Below are 19,794 nucleotides of genomic sequence, written 5' to 3' on the forward strand. Positions count from 1 at the left end.
CAGCCCGTTGCATGTCGATGGAACGATGCTCCCGAGTGCTCAGCGTTGGTCCGTGGCGCCAAGCCGGGCGCCACTCGCTTCGACACGCTTCGCGGAATCCACGAGGTCCGGAGTGAACGTCATCAAGGTGCTGATTGCCATGCGTTCTGCCGTTAGTATCCTGGTCAGCGACGCCTCGTCGACTTCGATGTCGTCAGGTGCGAACATCCGCTCGACAACCGAGAAGTATTCGAGCAGGTGGCGTACGACGGCATCATAGCTGTTTCGAATGCGCGTCAATTCTGCATAGTCCTGCTCGATCGTCGTGAGATCGACCAGATCCACCCGCCGCAGGATCGGGAGCTGGGATCGATATACTTCGTCGCGGAACACATAACGCCGATGGTCGGCGTCCGCCAAGGAGGATATCGTCACTCTGGTGCGATCAATGGTTCCGACGATCGCTTTTCCAGCCCGGTTGGCTTTGTCGAGTTCAAGTTGGTCCTGATGCAGCCTGTGCGCCGCGATCTCCTGAATGGCCGCGATCGCGAGCAGCCGTGGCGGTGGCTGGTCCAGGTCTTTCCTGAGATTCGCCTCCGGGAAGAGCGTCGCAAGTACGGGAATCTTCTGCGTACGCAGCGATCTGGCGACACCATCGAAGGCATTGATCATGCTTTCGAGATTCCTCGTCAGGTCGGACAAGACCTGGCGGTTCACCCGGTATTCGCTCCGCAGCATCGACACGGCCTTCGACTGTTCCGCGTGCGAGAGTTCCCGGTACTTGAGCGCGAAGCCGAGAAGCAGGACGGCGAGCCCTATCAGGAAGCCATACAGCAGAATTGCCTTGACGACGTTATACCCATGGGTGCGCGTCAGCTGGGGGATGATCCCCCGTTTGAGCAGGGCGCGACAAAAAGAGAAAAACAGGAAGATCGCGAACCCGGACAGCACCAGCGGGTCGCTGAGGTACGGCGCAATCTTGTCGAAACCGTTCACATTCACCTCGGGGGCTTCCGTCCGCTGCGGTGGAAAACAGGATGAGCCTTGACTATATTGCAAGACTCGCGCGCTGAGTGTGCTTGTTTCCTGTAACCCCTTCCTTTGGAGGAGTCCGGCGTGGCATATGCTTGCTTTCCCCTCTGGATGCAGCCTTTGTCGAACTGTCCGGTTATCATCGGCAGGTAAAGCTGGACGGTGCGCATGCACGAGCGCGGCAAACCGCGGTGCTCCGCATGCAAGGCCAGGGCACACATCATCAGACGGACAGGAGAAACGACAGATGCAGGAACTTTCGAAAGGCGCCCGGCTGCCCCTGGCCCAGGAAGCATGGAGCAGCGAGCTGCAGGTCAGGCTGGCGGCGCAGGGACTGGCGCTGGATGTCGCCTGCTTCGGCATCGATGCCGCCGGCAAGCTGGTCGACGATCGCTACATGACCTTCTTCAACCAGCCCGCGACGCCGTGCGGGGGCGTTACCGTGACACGCCAGGGAAATGCGGTCGACGGTTTCCGCTTGCGCCTCTCCGCCTTGCCCGCAACGGTGGAGCGGGTCGTCGTCACCGCCAGCATCGACGGCGGCGGTGTGATGGCGCAGCTGGCGCACGGTAGTCTGGGCCTGAATGGTGAGGATGGTTTATCGGCGCGGTTCGCATTCACCGGCCAGGACTTCGCGCAGGAGCAGGCGGTCATGCTCGGCGAGTTCTATCGCCGCGATGGCGGCTGGCGCTTCATGGCGGTCGGGCAGGGCTTCAACGGCGGACTGTCAGCGCTGGTGCGGCATTTCGGCGCCGACGTCGCGCAGGACGCCGCGTCGCAGCCGCCGCCGCCTGCGCCCGCCGCGCCCAGCATCAGCCTGGAAAAGAGGGTCGAGGCCAAGGCGCCGCAACTCGTCAGCCTGGTGAAATCGGCGGGAGTGTCGCTGGCCAAGGTCGGCCTGGAGGCGCATCGCGCCCGGGTCTGCCTGGTGCTCGACATCTCGGGCTCGATGAGCGCCCTGTATCGCAAGGGACTGGTGCAGCGTTTCGCCGAACGTATCCTCGCGCTCGGCTGCCGCTTCGACGACGATGGCGACGTCGACGTCTTCCTGTTCGGCCGCAACGTGCACCAGCCCGAGCCGATGGGATTGTCCAACTGGACCGGCTACATCGAAAGGGCGATCGACAAGCATCCGCTCGAAGGCGACACCCGCTACGGCGCCGCCATGGCCGCCGTGCGCCGCTACTACTTCCCCGATGCCGGCGGCAGCGAACGCAAGACGGCGCACGCCGCGCAGCTGCCGGTCTACGTCATGTTCGTCACCGACGGCACGACTTCCGACCAGCCGATGACCGAAAAGCAGCTGCGCTGGTCGAGCCGGGAACCGATTTTCTGGCAATTCATGGGCATCGGCAAGGGGAAGAAGTCGAAGTCCAAGCGCCTGCTCGATTTCGCCGATTCCGATTTCCCCTTCCTGGAAAAGCTCGACGACCTGAGCGGACGCCTGATCGACAATGCCGACTTCTTCTCGGTGGCGAGTCCCGACGAGCACAGCGATGCGGCGCTGTACGACCTGTTGATGACGGAATATCCGGGCTGGGTCAGGCAGGCGCGCGAGCATGGGCTGATACGCTAGGCCTGCAGGATGCGGTGAGCGACGCCGCATCATCGTCACCATAAAACGTAACTAACCAACCGTGACCTGGCCCCTACCTGCGAGCGGGCAGGCTACGGACTTCGGAACATGCTGCGCGAGTCCGGCCAGGCAGGGCTGCGCCAGCAACGTGGGTCGGTTCCTGGCGCAGCCGCTCCTAACCTTGCGACTTCTTGAACGGGTAGGCCTGCTGCTGCAGATACCCGCCCGGAATCCTGCTGCCCACCACACCATATTTCTCCGGGAACTGGCGATCCGTCTTCACCGCCGTGCCGAAGACGTAGTCGATGAAGGAAAAGTGCGCCGCGTAGTTCTTGTCGATGGCGACCTTTTCGCTGCTGTGGTGCCAGTGGTGGAAGTCCGGCGTCACGATCAGGTATTTCAGCGGTCCCCATGGCAGGTGCACGTTCGCATGGTTGAACACGGCCTGGAATCCGACGATCACGATATACATGTCGACCACGCTCTTGTCGAAACCGAGCAGGAACAGCGGCGTGAGCACGGCGATGCGGGTCACCAGGATCTCGGCCATGTGCAGGCGCGAGCCGGCCAGCCAGTCCAGCGTCTCCACGCTGTGGTGCACGGAATGGATGCGCCACAGCCAGGGCACCTCGTGATAGGCCCGGTGCACCGCATACTCGGCCAGGTCGGCCACCAGCAGGCACAGCAGCAGCTGCGGCAGGAAGGGGATCGTACTGATGAATTGCTGGACGCCTTCCTCCCCGACCACGATCACCTGGGCCCGGTGGATGACGAAGTTCACGATCAGCAGCATCAGGCCGACCAGCAGGTGGTTGACGCCGAAGTGAATCAGGTCGGTCTGCCACTCCTTGCGGAAAATCGGCTGGTTCTTGTACAGCGGGAACATCTTTTCGAGGATGACGAAGACGGTCGTCGAGCCGAGCAGGTCGAGCACCAGCCAATCCATGCCGAGATACGGCGTGTGATCCGGGAAATCGCCCACGGGAACGGTCGAGCCGCCCAACAGGATCGTCACCAGCACGAAGGCGAAGGCGACGATGTTCACCGTGCGGCGCCGGTTGAACACGATATTGAAGAGCGAGAGCGTGCCGGATACCAGCAGCCCGGAGAAGAGCAGCGCGCGGCACCAGTCGACGTTGTAGGCCTTGCGCAGTTCCGGTGTGGTCAGGTACTGAGGGAACAGGAAGGCCAGCACGCCCAGGAAACTCATAACCCCGAGACTCAGGGCAATGGCCGTCGTGATCGTACCTTGGCCCGGCTTGAGTTCGCCATCGGCACGCAGCAGGTCGGTAGCGTCGTCGACGATCTCGCCGACGCTGGGCAGCAGGGTGGCGGGGGTATTGGAAGGACCCTGCGATGGGTCAGGGAGGAAATTTGACATGGGTGTAGGCGGAGTAAATGCGATCCCGGCAAGGCTATAACAGTTCCTTGGAAATACCTATGCGCGTTGGATATTCCACTGGTCCAAGCTGATTCACGGTAAGCCTAAGGGATTTTCGGCAGCTAATCCATGCTGCTTACGTTTAAAAAGGTAACTAACCAACGTATGAAAAGACACAAACTTTCTTCTTGAACGACTATGACTACGGAAACGACAACACTGAATTATCAAAGCAACCAAGGAAAGGGGAAGATGGCAGCAATGCCGTTCCACAATAAGCATGCTCGTTAAGTAAGCCGTTTGCGCGTGGCGCACGAAATTGGAGGAATCCAAAGCAGGAAGCCGCTCAGCCGCCAGGTATTGCGATTATGATACGTGGCAATATCCTGAGCGAGCCCTCCATGTCGACCAACAACCAGCAACGCCTGCACCTGCTGTTCCTGACCGCCATCTGCGGCCTGGGCGGACTTCTCTACGGCATCGACATCGGCATCATCGACCCCGCCTTGCCCTACCTGCACCGCGCCACCAGCCTCACCGAGGGCCAGCTGTCGCTGGTCGTGGCCGCCGTGATGGCCGGCTCGATCCTGGGCTCGGTGGTGGCCGGGATGCTGGCCGACTGGCTCGGACGGCGGCCGATGATGGTGGTCAGCGCGCTGCTGTTCGTCGGCAGCGTCGCCCTGATCTACCTGTCGCAATCCTTCGTGCCGTTGCTGCTGGGCCGCCTGCTGCAGGGCCTGAGCGGCGGGGTGATCGCGGTGGTGGTGCCGCTCTACCTGGCCGAGTGCCTGCCGGCCGACCGGCGCGGACGCGGGCTGGCCCTGTTCCAGTTCGCGCTCAACGCCGGCATTGTGCTGGCCGCCTTCATCGGCAGCCATTATCTGGGCAATGCCGAACTGGCGATCCAGGCCGCCGGCAGCGATAGCGCGGCGGTGGCGGCAGCCGCCGACCACGCCTGGCGCAGCATGTTCCTGGCGGTGCTGGTTCCCGGCAGCCTGTTCCTGATCGGCTGCCTGTTCGTCAGCGAGTCGCCGCGCTGGCTGATGCTGCGCGGCCGCCCGCAGCAGGCCGCGGCGGTGCTGGCGCGTTTGCGTCCGGCGGCGCAGTGCGAGGCCGAAGTCGCCGAGATCGGCGCCGCCCTCGCCGCGGAACAGGCGCGCCCGAAACTGGGCCGCGGCGCCGCGCTGGCCGAGATGCTGACCGAGCGCCGCTACGTGGTGCCCTTCGTGCTGGCCTGCGTGATCCTGGGCTGCAACCAGGCCACCGGCATCAATTCGATCCTGCAGTTCATGTCGACCATCCTGCAGCACGCCGGGCTCGACCCGGTGAACGCGTCGAGCTATGGCACCGCGATCAAGATCCTGAACATGGTGATGACGGTGTTCGCCATCATGCTGGTCGAGCGCAAGGGCAGGGTGTTCCTGCTGAAGATCGGCACCGCCGGCATCATGGTCTCGCTCTGCCTGCTGGCGCTGCTGTTCCACCGCTTCGAATCGCAGCGTGCCGACGTGCGCGCCGAAGTCGCGGCCCTGGCCAGCGGCAACGCGCTGGCGCTGGACCTGCCTGCCGCGCGCTTCGTGCAGGGCGCCGGCGGGCCGGTGCAGCTCACCATCCTGTACCAGTACGGCGACAAGCAGCAGGTCGCCGAAGCCTACACGCCGACGCCTGACGCGCAGGCGGTGCTGGCGCGCGAAGCCGCGCTGGTGCGCACGCTGCCCGAGGAACAGCGCGCGCTGCTGGCCCGGCCTGGCGCCACGGAGGCTGCGCAGCAGATGATCGCGGGCCTGGCGCCGGAGCAGCGCGCCGTGCTGGAGGCGGCGCGCCGGGTGCGCCAGTCGCAGCAGATCGACATCAAGCCGGCCGATGCGAACGGCGCGCCGCTCGAGATCGTGCGCGCCAGTGTCGGCCCGATCCCGGACAAGGACAGCGGCCTGCTGGCCGCGCTGTGCATCGCCGGCTTCATCGCCGCCTTCTCGATCGGCCCCGGCGTGTGCGTCTGGCTGGCGCTGTCGGAACTGATGCCGACCCGGATCCGTTCGGTGGGCATGGGCGTGGCCCTGCTCATCAACCAGGGCACCGGCACCCTGATCGCCGGCGCCTTCCTGCCGATCGTGGGCAACTACGGCTTCCACATGATGTTCCTGTTCTGGGCCGCCTGCACCGCGGTGTATTTCATCACGGCCGCCTTCTTCCTGCCCGAGACCCGGGGCAAGTCGCTGGAAGAGATCGAGCGGCTGTTTGCGCAGCTGGGCGGGGCGAAGTGAAAATGGAGACGAGACCTTGAATAAGAAGATGAACAGGGCCGGCGCCGCGCTGGCGGCGGCCGTGCTGTGTGCAATGATGACGCTGGCGGCGCCCGGCGCATTCGCCGAAGCGGCTCCGCAAGCCGTCTCCCAGGCCGACGGCGCGCGCCTGCAGCTGCGCTGGGAGCTGCAGCGCAAGCCGGCCGGCCTCCAGTTGCCCCAGGGCGGTTCGCCGGCACGCTTCACGCTCATCAACGCGGACAGCCAGCCCTTGCCGCCCTCCGGCTGGTCGCTGTACTTCACCGGCATCGACCGCATGCCGTCCGGCGCCCAGTCGAGTGGCCTGGTGCTCGAGCACGTGGCCGGCGGCCTGTTCCGCCTGCGGCCCGGCCCCGACTTCAAGGGTCTCGGCCCGGGCCAGACGCTGGCCTTCGACTACCGCCACAACGATTCGGTGTTCATGCCCTCGCGCTCGCCGACTGCGCCCTACCTGGTGTACGACGCCGCGCCCGACGTCGGCGTGCCGCTGCAGTACACCTTGACGCCGGTGCTCGAGCCGGCCCAGCGCGGCAAGGTCGGCAGCCCGCACTCCTTCGTCACGCCGGAAGACACCTACTGGCGCAATGCGCGTGCCGGATTGCTGCCGGCCGCGCAAGTGCCGCCGGTCCTGCCGACGCCGCTGCGCCTGGAGCCCGGCGCCGGCCGCCTGGCGCTGGCTGGCCGGCCCGCCGTCACCGCCTCCGCCGCGCTGGCCAACGAGGCGGCGCTGGCGCGCTCCCTGTTCGCGTCCAGCCTTCCGGCAAGCGGCGGCCCGGCGCTGCACCTGAGTGTGGGCAAGGTCGAAGGGCAGGATTCGCCCGAAGCCTACCGCCTGCGCATCACCGCCGCCGGCGGCATCGACATCGTCGGCAACAGCGCCGCCGGCGTCGCCTACGGCGTGCAGACCCTGCGCGAGCTGCTGCCGCTGCCGGGCAGCGCGGTCATGGACCTGCCCGAGATGAGCATCATCGACGCGCCGCGCTTCGGCTACCGCGGCTTCATGCTGGACGTGGCGCGCAACTTCCACGGCAAGGAGACCGTGTTCAAGTGGCTCGACCTGATGGCGCGCTTCAAGCTGAACAAATTCCACTTCCACCTGACCGACGACGAGGGCTGGCGCATCGAGATCGCCGGCCTGCCGGAACTGACCACGATCGGTGCCGTGCGCGGCCACAGCGCCAGGCCCGGCGTGCGCCTGCAGCCGGCCTACGGCTCCGGCCCCGACCCGCGCGACCCGCGCGGAAGCGGCCATTACACGCGCGAGGACTACAAGGAAATCCTACGCTACGCCCAGGCGCGCCACATCGAGGTGATCCCCGAGATCGAGATGCCGGGCCACGCCCGCGCCGCGGTGCAGGCGATGGAGGCGCGCTACCATCGCCTGAAGAACGCCGGCGGCCGCGACGCCGCGCGCTACCTGCTGAGCGACCTTGACGACCGCTCCGAATACTCGTCGGCCCAGTACTTCAACGACAATGTGATCAACCCGGGCCTGGAGTCGAGCTACACCTTCATCGACCACGTGGTGAAGGAAGTCGCGGCGCTGCACCGCGAGGCCGGCGCGCCCTTGAAGACGATCCACATGGGCGGCGACGAGCTGGCCAACGGGGCCTGGGAAAAGTCGCCGGCGAGCGACGCGTGGAAGCGCAAGCATGGCCTGGAGAGCAGCGCCGACCTGTGGGATTATTTCTACGAGCGGGTCGACGCCATCGTGCGCAAGCACGGCATGACGACCTCCGGCTGGGAAGAGCTGGCCGCGCGCAAGACGGTGCTGGACGGCGGCTCGAAGCTGATCCCGAACCCGCGCTTCACCCGCAGCGGCTTCACCGCCTACGTCTGGAACAACACGGTGGGGCTGGAAGACCTGGCCTACCGCCTGGCCAACGGCGGCTACGACATCGTGCTCACGCCGGTCACGCGCATGTACTTCGACATGGCCCACAACGCCAATCCGGAAGAACACGGCGTCAACTGGGGCGCCTACGTCGAACTGCAGACCGTCTACGACTTCATCCCCTTCGACATCATGAAGGATGCGCCGGAAGCGGCGCGCATGGGCAAGGACCGCCTGACCGACTACGGCAAGCGCCGCGTGCGCGGCATCCAGGCCAACCTGTTCGCGGAAACCGCGCGCGACCCGGCGCGCATCGATTACCTCGTGATGCCGCGCATGGTGGCCCTGGCCGAACGCGCCTGGGCCGCCGATCCGGGCTGGGCCACCACCCAAGACCCGGTCAAGGCCGAGGTCCTGCACCGCGGCGCGTGGTCGGGCTTCGTCAATGCGCTGGGCCAGCGCGTGCTGCCGCGCCTCGACCTGGACGGCACGCGGCTGGCCTACCGGATCGCCCCGCCGGGACTGGTGACCGAGGATGGCCGGGTGCTGGCCAACCACGTGCTGCCGGGGATGCAGCTGCGCTATACCAGCGACGGCAGCGAGCCGAGCGCGTCCAGCCGCCTCGTCACCGGGCCGATCCTGGAGCGCGGCACGATCCGCGTCGCCGCCTTCGATCGCAACGGCCGGCGCGGCGCGGTCGCCGCCATCGAGTCGCGCTGACGCCTCAGGCGTCCGGCGCCGGGGCGCGGTAGCGCAGCGACTTGGCGGTCGCGATCAGCGCCTCGTGGCCGGTGGCAAAGACGCGTTGCGGCAGGTGTTCGATCAGCCAGGCATGGCCCTGTTCGGCGGCGCGGCGCGCCCGCTCCGCGCTCCTGCCGTGGGCCTGCAGGCGTAACATCGGGACGTTCTGCGGGCTGGTCGGCGCGGTCGCGACGCAGGCGGCGGCGAACAGCAGCAAGCAGCAGGCGAAGGGCAGGTCCTCGGCCTGGCTGCATGCCGCCTGCGGCTCCGCCACCATCAGGTTCAGCAGGTGATAGAGGGAGGCCTGGCTGCCGACATCCTGCGGCAGCAGCGCCTGCAGCCGCGGCGGCAACGGCAGGCGCGACAGGGTGTCGAGCGGATCGTCGAGGCGCACCGCGAGCGGGAACAGCCAGGCGTCCGACCAGCGGTGCACGATCCAGTCCAGGTCCGTCAGCGCCGACCATAACTCCTCGCTGGTCGCCGGTTGCGGGATGGCTGGCCCGAACAGGAACAGCTGGCCGAGGCGCACGCGCCAGGCATCGCGCCCATCGTCGCCCCGCATCAGGGGACTGCGCAGCAGCACCTTCTCCAGCCGGTCGCGCTGCGGCTCGGCCAGCAGCTGCTCGGCCACACCGACCCCGACCAGCATCGTGGCCAGCTCGCGCCAGTCCTCGTACCAGGTCAGCCAGGCCCCGGCGTCGTGCAGCGGCGGCATCCGGCGCAGCATTTCCTCGATGATGGCCAGGGCGGCAGCGCACAGCGCCGCGACGTCGCCCGGCTGGGCGGCCGGCTTGCCGATCCAGCGTTCGTCGTGTTCCAGGGTGTGGTCGCCCCAGGAAAACAGGAAGGATTCGCGCTGCAGCGTACGTCCAGCGGCGGAGCGGAACACCTCGGCGTGCTGCGCCAGCGTCGCCACGATCGGACTGTCGGGCAGGTGCACGGGCTCAAACGGGCCGCCGGCGCCCGCGGCGGGCGCCGGCACGGGACCCGGGCCGCCGCCGTCGCCGCCGTCGCCGGCGGCGGCGCCGACGTAGGCGCGGCGCAGGAATTCGCCCGCTTCCTCCTGCGTCGCAAACGCCGCCTCGGTGTCGCCGTCATCGAGGCGCAGGCCGGGTGCGAAAGCGCCACGGCAGGCCGCCAGTGCCACGGCGGCGTTCACGAGCGGCTCGGGCTGGAAATGCGGCGGGCTGAAAAACAGGGCGGGCGCATGGTCGCCAGGGGCTTCGTGCGCGGCGCCGCGTGGGGCGCGCCACAGCGCGATGCCCAATCCCGCGCGCAGGTCGACCGCATCGAAACGCCACTGCGGGTCGCCGTACTCCGGCGCCGGCGTCAAGACGCGCTCCCGTCGTGGTCGTCGGCGATGCGCACCGGCACCCCGAGGGCGCGCAAGGCCGCTTCGGCGCGGGCCCTGCGCCGGGCCGCCAGCAGCGATTCCAGGCGCGGCTGCGGGCCACGGCCGCTCATGCGCGCCGCGCACAGGGCATCCGCGGCGGCGTCGAGGGCCGACAGGCGGCCCTCCTGCAGGTCCGCGGCGCCGAATGCCACGCCGGGCGCCTGCGGCTGGCCGGGTTTCAGGACCAGGCGGACGTCGCCCTGGTAGCGCAGGCCGCCACCCGGGATGGCGCCCGGCGCGGCGGCGCAGAACCCGGGCACGTGGACCGAAGGCAGGGTGAAGGTGAGCGGCGCGGGCCTGCCGCGGCCGGCGTTGCGGTAGGCGGCGCTGCCCCCGGCCGGCAGGTAGGCCGCGCTCGCACCGAGTTCCTGGGCGATGCGCAGCCGCAGGCTTCTGGTGGCTTGATCCAGCACCGCGTCGTCCTTCCCAGTATGCGCTTGGTTTTTCCTCATTGCTTTATTGGCGTCGTTCCGGATATTCGATTGGAGATACAAAGAGACTGTTCTTTTTCATTATCTCATCCTTAATGGAGAATATAACCCAAATTATCGATCGGGATTAATATTTCCGGAAATGCGGCATGTAAAGAATCATGAATTTTACACGTCACTTTACATGTAAAAAAATAGTTCAATTATTATGTTGACGACACTGATCCATATTCAATAATATGGTTTCACAGCACGCAGCAGTATATAAAAAACGAGTAAGGATTCAGGGGTCTGAGAGAGGCGGCTCGGCAGGCTTTTCGCCGGGTGGTCGGTACCTTGCATTCAAATAATAAAATACCTGCCGGACGGGATCGGACCATTGGCGGGAAATGAGATAAACGGCTGGAGCATGCCTGCGCGTTTCAATGGCATTTGGATGCCGCGAAGCGATGCCGGCAGCATCGCCGACAATCTGCACATTATTTCAAAACCAACCATGGTGGCCCATCATGCGAAAGGTGTGTGATATGCCAGCGTCGTACAAATTGATTTTCCGGATCTCCTTCGGACATGCATTCTTTGCCGATGGCATCCTGCGCGACCTGCGCATGGTGCCGGTCCCGGTCTGTTTCGACAAGCTGCGCCGGGCAGGGCTGGAATTGCGCGCGCAGGAGGATGGCATTGCCGTCTACGGCGACGAAAAGGCCATCGCGCGCCTGCGCCTGCACATCGGCGCGGCCGGCCGCTCGCTCGGCATGGCCTTCCAGGTCTTTTTCACCGACCCCCACTTCTTCGAGTACACGGCGCCCAGCTGGCCGAGCGGCAAGCTGCTGTTCCTCGACACCGCCGATTCGGTGACCGACGACAGCGGCCGCCGCATCGTGCATGCCACGCCTTTCGTGGAGGCGTCCGCCTTCCTCGAGCGCGACCACGCCCGCCTGACTCCCATCCTCGGCGAGCGCGTGCTGGCGCCGACGCCGGCCATGGTGATCCAGGTCGACCTTTCGGCCGCGCTGCTGGACGTGGTCGATGCGCGCCAGCGCCACTTCCACATCCGCTTCGACGCCGCCAGCGGCCACTGGAACGACGGCAAGCAGGGCAGCGGCGACGCGCGGCCGGACGACGATCCGGCGCGCGACATCACCTTCCGCCACTTCGCCGGCGTCAACATCGCCGACCGCCGCCGCGCCCACCTGTTCCTGGCCAAGGGCGCGATCCAGATGCGCGAAGTGTCGCCGCCGCGCCTGCGGTTGCGCCCGGCGCCGCACGAGGCGCTCAAGGCGCCCGCGAACCGGATGGCGGCCGCCGGCGTGGGCTAGGCGGCCTACGAGCAGGAACGGAAAAGCCCCTCTGCTTCCCGGAACCGCCGGAAGAAAGTGGAGTTAAAATGGCAATTTGCGCGTCTCGCGACGCGATACCGATTGTCACGCTCCATGACTTACTCCGATTTCACGCTGACTTCGCCGCTGAGCGACCTGGAACACACCAGCGCGCCCCTGCTCACGGTGACCATCGTCTGGCACCCCGACCGTGCCCGCATCGGCGAGCAGTTCGTCGGCGGCCTTGGCGGCGACGCCATCGAACTGAACCGCTTCGTTCCCCTGTTCATGCGCCCCGGCGGCGCCGGCCTGGCGCTCGGCCACGGCGGCATTTCGCGCCAGCCCCTGCGCCTGGTGCGCGGCGCCGACGACGGCGTCGCCATGACCCTGCCGGCCAGCCCGATGGTGGTCGAGGTCAACGGCCAGGTGGTGAAGGAGGGCATCCGCTTCAGCGCCGAGCAGATCGGCGCCGGCCAGATCCTGACCCTGGGCCGCGCCGTCGTGCTGTGCCTGCACTGGATGCACCGCCTGCCGATGCCGAATGCGGTGCCGGGCCTGGCCGGCGTCGGCAGCGCCAGCATCGGCGTGCGCGAGCAGATCCACATGGTGGCGCGCGCCAGCCTGCCGGTGCTGCTGCTGGGCGAGACCGGCACCGGCAAGGAAATAGCGGCGCGCGCCATCCACGCGCTGGGCGGACGCGTTGACGCGCCGCTGGTCGCAGTCAACATGGCGGCCCTGGGCGAAGCGACGGCGGCGGCCGAACTGTTCGGCGCGGCGGCGGGCGCCTTGCCCGGCGTGGTCGATGCGCGCGAGGGCCTGTTCGCGCAGGCCGACGGCGGCACCCTGTTCCTCGACGAGATCGGCAACGCGCCGGCGGCGGTGCAGCCGATGCTGCTGCGCGTGATCGAGGGCGGCGCCTACCGGCCGGTCGGCGCGGCCCAGGACCGGCGTTCGTCGGCGCGCCTGGTGGCCGCTTCCGACCAGGACCTGGACGCGGCCACCTTCAACCGGGCCTTGCTGCATCGCCTGGAAGGCTTCGTGATCCGGATGCCGCCGTTGCGCACCCGGCGCGAGGACATCGGCGTCCTGATCCTCGACCTGCTGCGCCGGCAGGATATCGACGCCGAGCTGCCGGCCGGCCTGGTGGCGGAACTGGCGGCGCACGACTGGCCGGGCAATGTGCGCCAGCTGGCGCATGTGCTGCAGCGCGCGGCGCTGGTGCTGAAAGAGGGCACGCTGCCGACGCTGGCGCAGCTGGTGCGCGGCGCCCGTGCGCCGCTGGAGGAGGCGCCGGCGCCGGCGCCGGCGATGAAGCCCGAGGCATCCGGCCCGCGCCGGCGGCCGTCCGCGCTGTCGGACGCCGACGTGCTGGCGGCGATGGCCGGCAACGACTGGAACATCCAGGCCGCGGCCCAGGCCCTGGGCATCTCGCGCCCCAGCCTGTACAAGCTGCTGGAAGACCATCCCGACATCCGGCGCGCCGAGACCATCCCCGAAAGCGACATCGCCCGCGCAATGGTCGATTGCGCGGGCGATGTGGAACGCTGTGCGGCGCTGCTCAAGACGCCGGCGGAAGCCTTGCGGCGCCGCTGGCGCTTGCTCCGTTCGGAGTAAAGTTCAAGCTCAGGTCGAACCGACTTCCAGCTCCGGATCCGGCAGGAAGTAGAAGCCGGTGGTGCCGTCCTGGTTGGTGGTGGTGAAGGCGATCGAAAAGCCCCAGAAGCCGTCGTTCTGGACCTTGACCTTCGAGCCCTGCACCAGCGGGATCTGGGTGGCGTTGAAGGGCGAGGGCGCTTCCGCGGGCTTGCGCGGGCCGGCGAACAGCATGGCGCTGGCCAGCGTGACGGAAGGCGAGTCCGGCAGGCGGAAGTCGAAGGTGAGGGTGTCGTCGGGCTGCGCCTTGATCAGGGCTTCGATCTTGCCGTCGATGCTCCAGGTGGCCATCGGATTGCCCGGATTGAATTGGATAGCGATGTTGTAGTCGTTTGCCATGGTCTCTTTCAGATCACTTCGTTGAACGCGCCGGTGCGGCACGGGGAGTTCCGGCCGCACTGGCCCGGACATAACGCTCGTCACGCCGCAGGGCCACCAGGTCGGGTTCGGCGTCGATGAACTTGACGGGGTAGCCCAGGCGGCGGGCGTTATTGATGGCGGCGACAGCAGCGTCGCGCTGGCCGAGCAATTCGTGGGCGAGGCCGGTGCGGAACTGCACGTCGGCGCTGCCGGGCGCCAGCGCGAGCGCGCGCGGCAGCAGGACGGCGGCATCGGTGGCGTCACCGGTGCGGGCCGCGTACAGGCCCATGCGCGAGACCAGCAGCACGTCGTCGGGCGCGCGCGCCAGACGCGGCGCCAGCAGCTCGCGCGCCTTTTGGTAGGCGGCGCGCGCCTGCGCCTCGCGTCCCGGAATCCAGTTCAGGGTGTCGGCCAGATTCGCCCACAGCTGGTATTCGGCGGGCGCGCCGCGGGTCGGGGACACCGCGTTCTCGAATGCGGCGGCGGCGCCGACGTAGTCCTGGCGCAGGAACAGCGCATTGCCCAGGTTCGTGTACAGCTTGGCGCTGGGACGGATCTGCAGGCCCTGCTGCAGCACCCGCAGCGCCTCGTCGTCGCGGTTCTGGCGCAGCAGCGCCGCATTCAGGTTGGCGTAGGCGATCACCGCATCCGGCTGCAGCGCGATGCTGCGCCGGAACAGGCGTTCGGCTTCGGCGTAGTTGGCCTGCTCGTATTCGACGCTCCCCAGCTCGTCGGTGAACACGCGCTCCTGCGGGAAGCGCGCAATCGCCGCGGTGAGGTGGGTGCGCGCCTCCTGGTAGCGGTGCATGCGGCGCAGGGTCGCGCCCTGGCCGTACCAGGCGAAGAAGTTGCCGGGATCGAGGCGCAGGGCCTCGGCATGGGCGAGCAGCGCATCGTCGCGCTTGCCCTGCATGTCGAGCACCATGGCGCGCGCCACGTGGCTCAGCGCGAGCTGCTCGTTGAGCTGGCCGGCGCGCTGGGCGCTGGCGTCGGCGCGCTTGAGCCAGGTCTCGTCGCTCTTGTCGGTCTGGTAGCGCATGGCGTACATCATCGCCATCCCGGCCGCCGCCGAGGCGCTGTCAGGGGCGCGTTCCAGGATGCGGCGGAAGTGCCGTTCCGCCTTGTCCAGGCTGCCCGGCCGGTCGAACAGCTTGACCGCCTCCAGGCCCTGCCGCAGTTCGGCCGATTCGGAAAACGGCGCCACGTAGCGGTCGAGCGCGGCCAGGTGCGGCGCCGCGATCCAGCCGCCGGCGCCCAGCACGGCGACGGCGAGCGCGCCGGCCAGCAGCTTGCGGCTGCGCGCCGGCAGCGGGGTGCGTGGCGCGGGCGCCTGCGGTGGGACAGATTCCGCCGGCGCGTCCAGCTGCGCCAGCTGGGCCAGCACCTCGTCCATGCTAGCCAGGCGCTGGGCCGGCTGGCGCGCCGTCATGGCGCGGATCAGGGCCACCAGGCGCGGACTGGCGTCGAGCGGATAGTGCCAGCCGTCGGACGAGGCCTGCATCTGGGCCGCGGCCAGCGCCAGGCCGTCGAGCGCGGCGAAGGGGCGGGCGCCGGTGACCAGTTCGTACAGGATCAGGCCGAGGGCATAGACGTCGGCCTGCGCCGCCAGCGGCGCCCCCATCATGCGTTCCGGCGCCATGTAGGCGATGGTGCCCTGCAGCGCGGAAGAGGACACCGTGGCGGTGGCCAGCACGTCGACGCTGTGGGCCAGGCCGAAGTCGAGCACGCGGATCGCGCCGCCCGGCTCCAGCATCAGGTTCGAGGGTTTCAGGTCGCCGTGCACCAGGCCGGACGCGTGGGCGTCGCGCATGGCTTCGGCGATCTGCCGGGTCCAGTCGAGCGCATCGGCGCGCGCCACCGGGCCGGCGGCGATCACCTGCTTCAGGGTGCGGCCAGGCACCAGCTCCATCACGATCGACTGGGTGTCGCCGTCGTCCTCGATTGCGTGCACCTTCACGAAGGCGGCGTGGCGAAGCGACGCGCCGGCGCGCGCCTCGCGCGTCAGGTCGGCGCCGGCGCCGCCACCATGCTTGATGCACTTGATGGCGACCGGCCGGCGCAGCTTGTCGTCCCAGGCCTCGTAGACCTGGCCAAAGCCGCCTTCGCCGAGCGCGCCACGCACCTGGTAATGGCCCGGCAGGCCGGGCACGGTTGCCCCGGACGCGGCCAGCGTGGAGGGTTCGAAAATCGGTGTAGAGGCAGTCATCGTCCGCAGCTTGATACTGATCAAAGATACATTACAGGATTCGTTGCGGCAGCGCAATGTGACTTGGTTTCCGGCGCCAACTCTTGCGGTCGATGTCTCAAAAATGCCGCCGAATATTGGTTAAGTGGAAAAGTTGTTTCGGATTCCGCACCAGCCTCACCCACGCCGGCCGTGGATCGCGCGGGTGCCGGGTAATCGCGTAAAATGCTCGGTTTTTCGCACCCTGACGCACGCATGCGGGCGTAGCCGGCGCATTTGAGGAATTCATATGGAAATCAAGGTCAACTTCCTGGACAAGCTGCGTCTCGAAGCCAAGTTCGACGACTTCACGGTGATCGCCGACCAGCCGATCCGCTACAAGGGCGACGGCTCGGCGCCGGGCCCCTTCGACTACTTCCTGGCCTCGTCGGCCCTGTGCGCGGCCTATTTCGTCAAGTTGTACTGCAATACCCGCGACATCCCGACCGACAACATCCGCCTCTCGCAGAACAATATCGTCGACCCGGAAAACCGCTACAAGCAGATCTTCAAGATTCAGGTCGAACTCCCGGCCGACATCTCGGACAAGGACCGCCAGGGCATCCTGCGTTCGATCGAGCGCTGCACCGTCAAGAAGGTGGTGCAGACCGGCCCCGAGTTCGTGATCGAGGAAGTCGCCAACCTGGACGCCGACGCGCAGGCGCTGCTGACCCTGCAGCCCGACGCGACATCCGCCACCTGGATCCCGGGCAAGGACCTGCCGCTCGAGCAGACCATCGCCAATATGTCCGGCATGCTGGCCAGCTGGGGCATCAAGATCGAGATCGCGTCCTGGCGCAACATCGTGCCGAACGTGTGGTCGCTGCACATCCGCGACGCGCATTCGCCGATGTGCTTCACCAACGGCAAGGGCGCGACCAAGGAAAGCGCGCTGGCCTCGGCCCTGGGCGAATACATCGAACGCCTGAACAACAACCACTTCTACGCCGGCGCCTACTGGGGCGAGGAGATCGCCAACGCGCCCTTCGTGCACTACCCGAGCGAGCGCTGGTTCAAGCCGGGGCGCGGCGACAAGCTGCCGAAGGAGATCCTCGACGACTACAGCCGCGAAGTCTACGACCCGGACGGCGAGCTGCGCGGCTCGCACCTGGTCGACACCAATTCCGGCAACGCCAAGCGCGGCATCGTGTCGCTGCCGTTCAAGCGCCTGTCCGATGGCGAGACCGTGTACTTCCCCTCGAACCTGGTCGAGAACCTCTACGCCAGCAACGGCATGAGCGCCGGGAACACGCTGGCCGAGGCCCAGGTGCAGTGCCTGTCCGAGATCTTCGAGCGCGCGGTCAAGCGCGAGATCCTGGAAAGCGAGATGGCGCTGCCGGACGTGCCGGCCGAGGTGCTGGCGAAGTACCCGCGCATCGTCGAGGGCATCCGCGGCCTGGAAGAGCAGGGCTTCCCGGTGCTGGTCAAGGACGCGTCACTGGGCGGGCTCTATCCGGTGATGTGCGTGACCCTGATGAACCCGCGCACCGGCGGCGTGTTCGCCTCCTTCGGCGCCCACCCGAGCTTCGAGGTGGCGCTCGAGCGCAGCCTCACCGAACTGCTGCAGGGCCGCAGCTTCGAGGGCCTGAACGACCTGCCGCCGCCGACCTTCGCCAGCGAAGCGGTGACGGAGCCCTACAACTTCGTCGAGCACTTCATCGATTCGAGCGGCGTGGTGTCGTGGCGCTTCTTCAGCGCCAGGACCAACCTCGACTTCGTCGAATGGGATTTCACCGCGCAAGGCGAGAATGCGAACGCCGACGAAGCCGCGACCCTGCTCGGCATCCTGGCGGAGATGGGCAAGGAAGTGTACATGGCCGTCTACGACGAACTGGGCGCCACCGCCTGCCGCATCCTGGTGCCGGGCTATTCGGAAGTCTATCCGGTGGAAGACCTGGTGTGGGACAACACCAATAAATCGCTGCTGTTCCGTGAAGACATCCTGAACCTGCACCGCCTCGACGACGACGCGCTCAACGACCTGCTCGACCGGCTGGAAAACAACGAGCTCGACGAGTACGGCGACATCGCGAGCCTGATCGGCATCGAGTTCGACGAGAACACCGACTGGGGCCAGCTCACCGTGCTCGAACTGCGCCTCCTGATCAACCTGGCGCTGGGCGCGCTCGACGACGCCCAGGAGCTGGTCGGCGCCTTCCTGCAGTACAACGACAACACCGTCGAGCGCAAGCTGTTCTACCGCGCGATGGAGGCGGTGCTGCACGTGGTGCTGGACGAGGAGCTGGCGCTGGAAGACTTCGAGGTCAACTTCCGCCGCATGTATGGCGACGCGCGCATGGATGCGGTGATCGGTTCGGTCGAGGGCAGCGTGCGTTTCCACGGCCTCGAACCGACCAGCATGGCGCTCGAAGGTCTCGATCGTCACCATCGCCTGATCGACAGCTACCGCAAGCTGCACGCCGCGCGCGCCGCTGCTACTGCATGATGCCGTACTTTTCCCACCGTTCCCGTGCCCGTTTCTGGGCGGCTTCATGCTCGGCCTTCGAGCGCGCCTTCATAGCAGAGACGCGGGCTCGGCCTTCGGCCGCCTCGCGCGCCGCCTGGGCTTCGATCTCCTTTGCGCGGGCTTCGCGCTTTGCGCGATCGGGATCGGTATCGTAGACCTGCAACACGCCTTCCGGCGTTGGTGTCCGGTCCGATTCGTCACCGGACTCGTTCGAACCTGACACCGATTGGGAGGCAACCGCACCCCCCGCGGCATTGCGCTCGAAGAAGCCATCTTCGCGCAAGCGCTGCGATGCGCGCAGGTAGCCTTCGTCACGGCCGCGCGCCGCCTGCTGGTTCCTTTCCATCTCGCGAGCGACTTCCTGCAGGCCGGCGTTCAGCCCTTTCAGCCAGGCCGGGGCTTCGCGCGCGGCGATGCGCGCGGCATCCTTGTTCTGTTGAAAATAGTGGAAAACCTTGCTCCCGTCACCCCACTCTTTTTCCCGAATAAACGCATGGCTGGTTCCGTTGGTCACGCTGTTGATCCGCGGTGACGCAACGTCGTCCGAGAAGACAACCGCGCCCCGCGCGTCACGGTAGACGTAGCGATTGTTCCCCTCATGTAGCAGCTGTCCCGCGCGCTCCCAGCCGTCGACCGGGACGTTGACGAAAGCATCGAATTTGCCGGGCTCCTTCAGTTGGAAAACGACGTACTGGGGAAAACTGTTCTTGTCGATGTAGTCAACGCGCATGGTCAGGCCGGGCGTCACCCAGGAATAGGAGCGGTAGCCAAGGGGCGAAATCGAAATATAGGAAGTGCCGAATGTCCAGTCGGGCCGCCCCGGCAAAGGCGCGAGCGCCCCCCAATTCTTGTCTATTTCGTCAGCGTTGCGCATTGTCTGTCTCCCTGAAGGATAGTCATCGAGTCCTCCCACGTCGGAAAACGGAACGTTGGAAGCGCAGCCACCGAGCAAGAGACAGAGGCCGGCGAGGGCGAGGCGGGAAGCGAAGTTCATGGGCTTGGCGTGTAGGGGGACGAAGCGCCGATGATAAGGGCGGATCGTGTGGCTGGCTATCCCCCAACTGGTGAATCGGCGCCGGTGCGAGATCCGCCAGCAGGCTGTATGAAATTGCGCAAGCCCGC

13 protein-coding genes are annotated in these 19,794 nt (G+C 66.9%); 6 read left to right on the forward strand and 7 right to left on the reverse strand.

The window, feature by feature from the left end; all coding sequences use genetic code 11:
- Nucleotides 1-39: 39 nt before the first annotated feature.
- Nucleotides 40-975, reverse strand: a complete 936-nt coding sequence (locus tag LQ564_RS22030) for a hypothetical protein (RefSeq protein WP_231060261.1) — start codon at nt 973-975, stop codon at nt 40-42.
- A gap of 283 nt (nt 976-1,258) precedes the next feature.
- On the opposite strand from LQ564_RS22030, the gene LQ564_RS22035 reads away from it, so the two are divergent.
- On the forward strand, nt 1,259-2,587 hold the full coding sequence (locus tag LQ564_RS22035; protein WP_231060262.1) for a VWA domain-containing protein: 1,329 nt from the start codon (nt 1,259-1,261) through the stop codon (nt 2,585-2,587).
- 175 nt (nt 2,588-2,762) lie between these two features.
- On the opposite strand, the gene LQ564_RS22040 is transcribed toward LQ564_RS22035, so the two are convergent.
- Entirely contained in the window at nt 2,763-3,968 is a 1,206-nt protein-coding gene (locus LQ564_RS22040) for a sterol desaturase family protein (protein ID WP_231060263.1), read from the reverse strand.
- 401 nt (nt 3,969-4,369) lie between these two features.
- On the opposite strand from LQ564_RS22040, the gene LQ564_RS22045 reads away from it, so the two are divergent.
- Nucleotides 4,370-6,232: an MFS transporter gene (locus LQ564_RS22045; RefSeq protein WP_231060264.1), complete on the forward strand. Its 1,863-nt coding sequence runs from the start codon at nt 4,370-4,372 to the stop codon at nt 6,230-6,232.
- Between the two features lie 16 nt (nt 6,233-6,248).
- Nucleotides 6,249-8,804 (forward strand): family 20 glycosylhydrolase, encoded by a 2,556-nt coding sequence (locus LQ564_RS22050; protein WP_231060265.1) that lies wholly within the window; start codon nt 6,249-6,251, stop codon nt 8,802-8,804.
- 4 nt (nt 8,805-8,808) lie between these two features.
- On the opposite strand, the gene LQ564_RS22055 is transcribed toward LQ564_RS22050, so the two are convergent.
- Together LQ564_RS22055 and LQ564_RS22060 are read right to left on the reverse strand one after the other, a co-directional pair.
- Nucleotides 8,809-10,158: a hypothetical protein gene (locus LQ564_RS22055; RefSeq protein ID WP_231060266.1), complete on the reverse strand. Its 1,350-nt coding sequence runs from the start codon at nt 10,156-10,158 to the stop codon at nt 8,809-8,811.
- The gene (locus LQ564_RS22060; protein WP_231060267.1) at nt 10,155-10,670 is read right to left on the reverse strand and encodes a hypothetical protein; all 516 of its coding nucleotides are present in this window, start codon (nt 10,668-10,670) and stop codon (nt 10,155-10,157) included. The genes LQ564_RS22055 and LQ564_RS22060 overlap by 4 nt, the downstream gene beginning before the upstream one ends.
- A gap of 506 nt (nt 10,671-11,176) precedes the next feature.
- Here LQ564_RS22060 and LQ564_RS22065 point away from each other — a divergent pair.
- Nucleotides 11,177-11,968, forward strand: coding sequence for a hypothetical protein (locus tag LQ564_RS22065; protein ID WP_231060268.1), 792 nt, complete (start codon nt 11,177-11,179; stop codon nt 11,966-11,968).
- Between the two features lie 114 nt (nt 11,969-12,082).
- Complete coding sequence (locus LQ564_RS22070) at nt 12,083-13,582, forward strand: sigma-54-dependent transcriptional regulator (protein ID WP_231060269.1); 1,500 nt, start codon at nt 12,083-12,085, stop codon at nt 13,580-13,582.
- Nucleotides 13,583-13,591: 9 nt separating this feature from the next.
- Here LQ564_RS22070 and LQ564_RS22075 read toward each other — a convergent pair whose 3' ends face one another.
- Nucleotides 13,592-13,960 carry a hypothetical protein gene (locus LQ564_RS22075; protein ID WP_231060270.1) on the reverse strand — a complete coding sequence of 123 codons (369 nt, stop codon included), beginning with the start codon at nt 13,958-13,960 and terminating at the stop codon, nt 13,592-13,594.
- Between the two features lie 13 nt (nt 13,961-13,973).
- A complete protein-coding gene (locus LQ564_RS22080; RefSeq protein ID WP_231060271.1) occupies nt 13,974-16,187 on the reverse strand; it encodes a serine/threonine-protein kinase in 2,214 nt (737 codons plus the stop codon).
- A gap of 268 nt (nt 16,188-16,455) precedes the next feature.
- Here LQ564_RS22080 and LQ564_RS22085 point away from each other — a divergent pair, with 268 nt between their 5' ends.
- Complete coding sequence (locus tag LQ564_RS22085) at nt 16,456-18,651, forward strand: OsmC domain/YcaO domain-containing protein (RefSeq protein WP_231060272.1); 2,196 nt, start codon at nt 16,456-16,458, stop codon at nt 18,649-18,651.
- Here the strand turns inward: LQ564_RS22085 and LQ564_RS22090 are convergent.
- Entirely contained in the window at nt 18,641-19,666 is a 1,026-nt protein-coding gene (locus LQ564_RS22090; RefSeq protein WP_231060273.1) for a hypothetical protein, read from the reverse strand. The genes LQ564_RS22085 and LQ564_RS22090 overlap by 11 nt on opposite strands.
- Nucleotides 19,667-19,794 lie beyond the last annotated feature (128 nt).

This window comes from Massilia phyllostachyos, assembly GCF_021044825.1.
GTDB classification, from domain to species: domain Bacteria; phylum Pseudomonadota; class Gammaproteobacteria; order Burkholderiales; family Burkholderiaceae_D; genus Telluria; species Telluria phyllostachyos.

Excerpts from the sequence above, each read along its gene's own strand:
- LQ564_RS22065 (WP_231060268.1), top strand. The coding sequence starts at position 11,177 with ATGCCAGCGTCGTACAAATTGATTTTCCGGATCTCCTTCGGACATGCA.
- LQ564_RS22085 (WP_231060272.1), top strand. The coding sequence starts at position 16,456 with ATGGAAATCAAGGTCAACTTCCTGGACAAGCTGCGTCTCGAAGCCAAG.
- LQ564_RS22070 (WP_231060269.1), top strand. The coding sequence starts at position 12,083 with ATGACTTACTCCGATTTCACGCTGACTTCGCCGCTGAGCGACCTGGAA.
- LQ564_RS22040 (WP_231060263.1), bottom strand. The coding sequence starts at position 3,968 with ATGTCAAATTTCCTCCCTGACCCATCGCAGGGTCCTTCCAATACCCCC.
- LQ564_RS22045 (WP_231060264.1), top strand. The coding sequence starts at position 4,370 with ATGTCGACCAACAACCAGCAACGCCTGCACCTGCTGTTCCTGACCGCC.
- LQ564_RS22080 (WP_231060271.1), bottom strand. The coding sequence starts at position 16,187 with ATGACTGCCTCTACACCGATTTTCGAACCCTCCACGCTGGCCGCGTCC.
- LQ564_RS22090 (WP_231060273.1), bottom strand. The coding sequence starts at position 19,666 with ATGAACTTCGCTTCCCGCCTCGCCCTCGCCGGCCTCTGTCTCTTGCTC.
- LQ564_RS22060 (WP_231060267.1), bottom strand. The coding sequence starts at position 10,670 with ATGAGGAAAAACCAAGCGCATACTGGGAAGGACGACGCGGTGCTGGAT.
- LQ564_RS22075 (WP_231060270.1), bottom strand. The coding sequence starts at position 13,960 with ATGGCAAACGACTACAACATCGCTATCCAATTCAATCCGGGCAATCCG.
- LQ564_RS22035 (WP_231060262.1), top strand. The coding sequence starts at position 1,259 with ATGCAGGAACTTTCGAAAGGCGCCCGGCTGCCCCTGGCCCAGGAAGCA.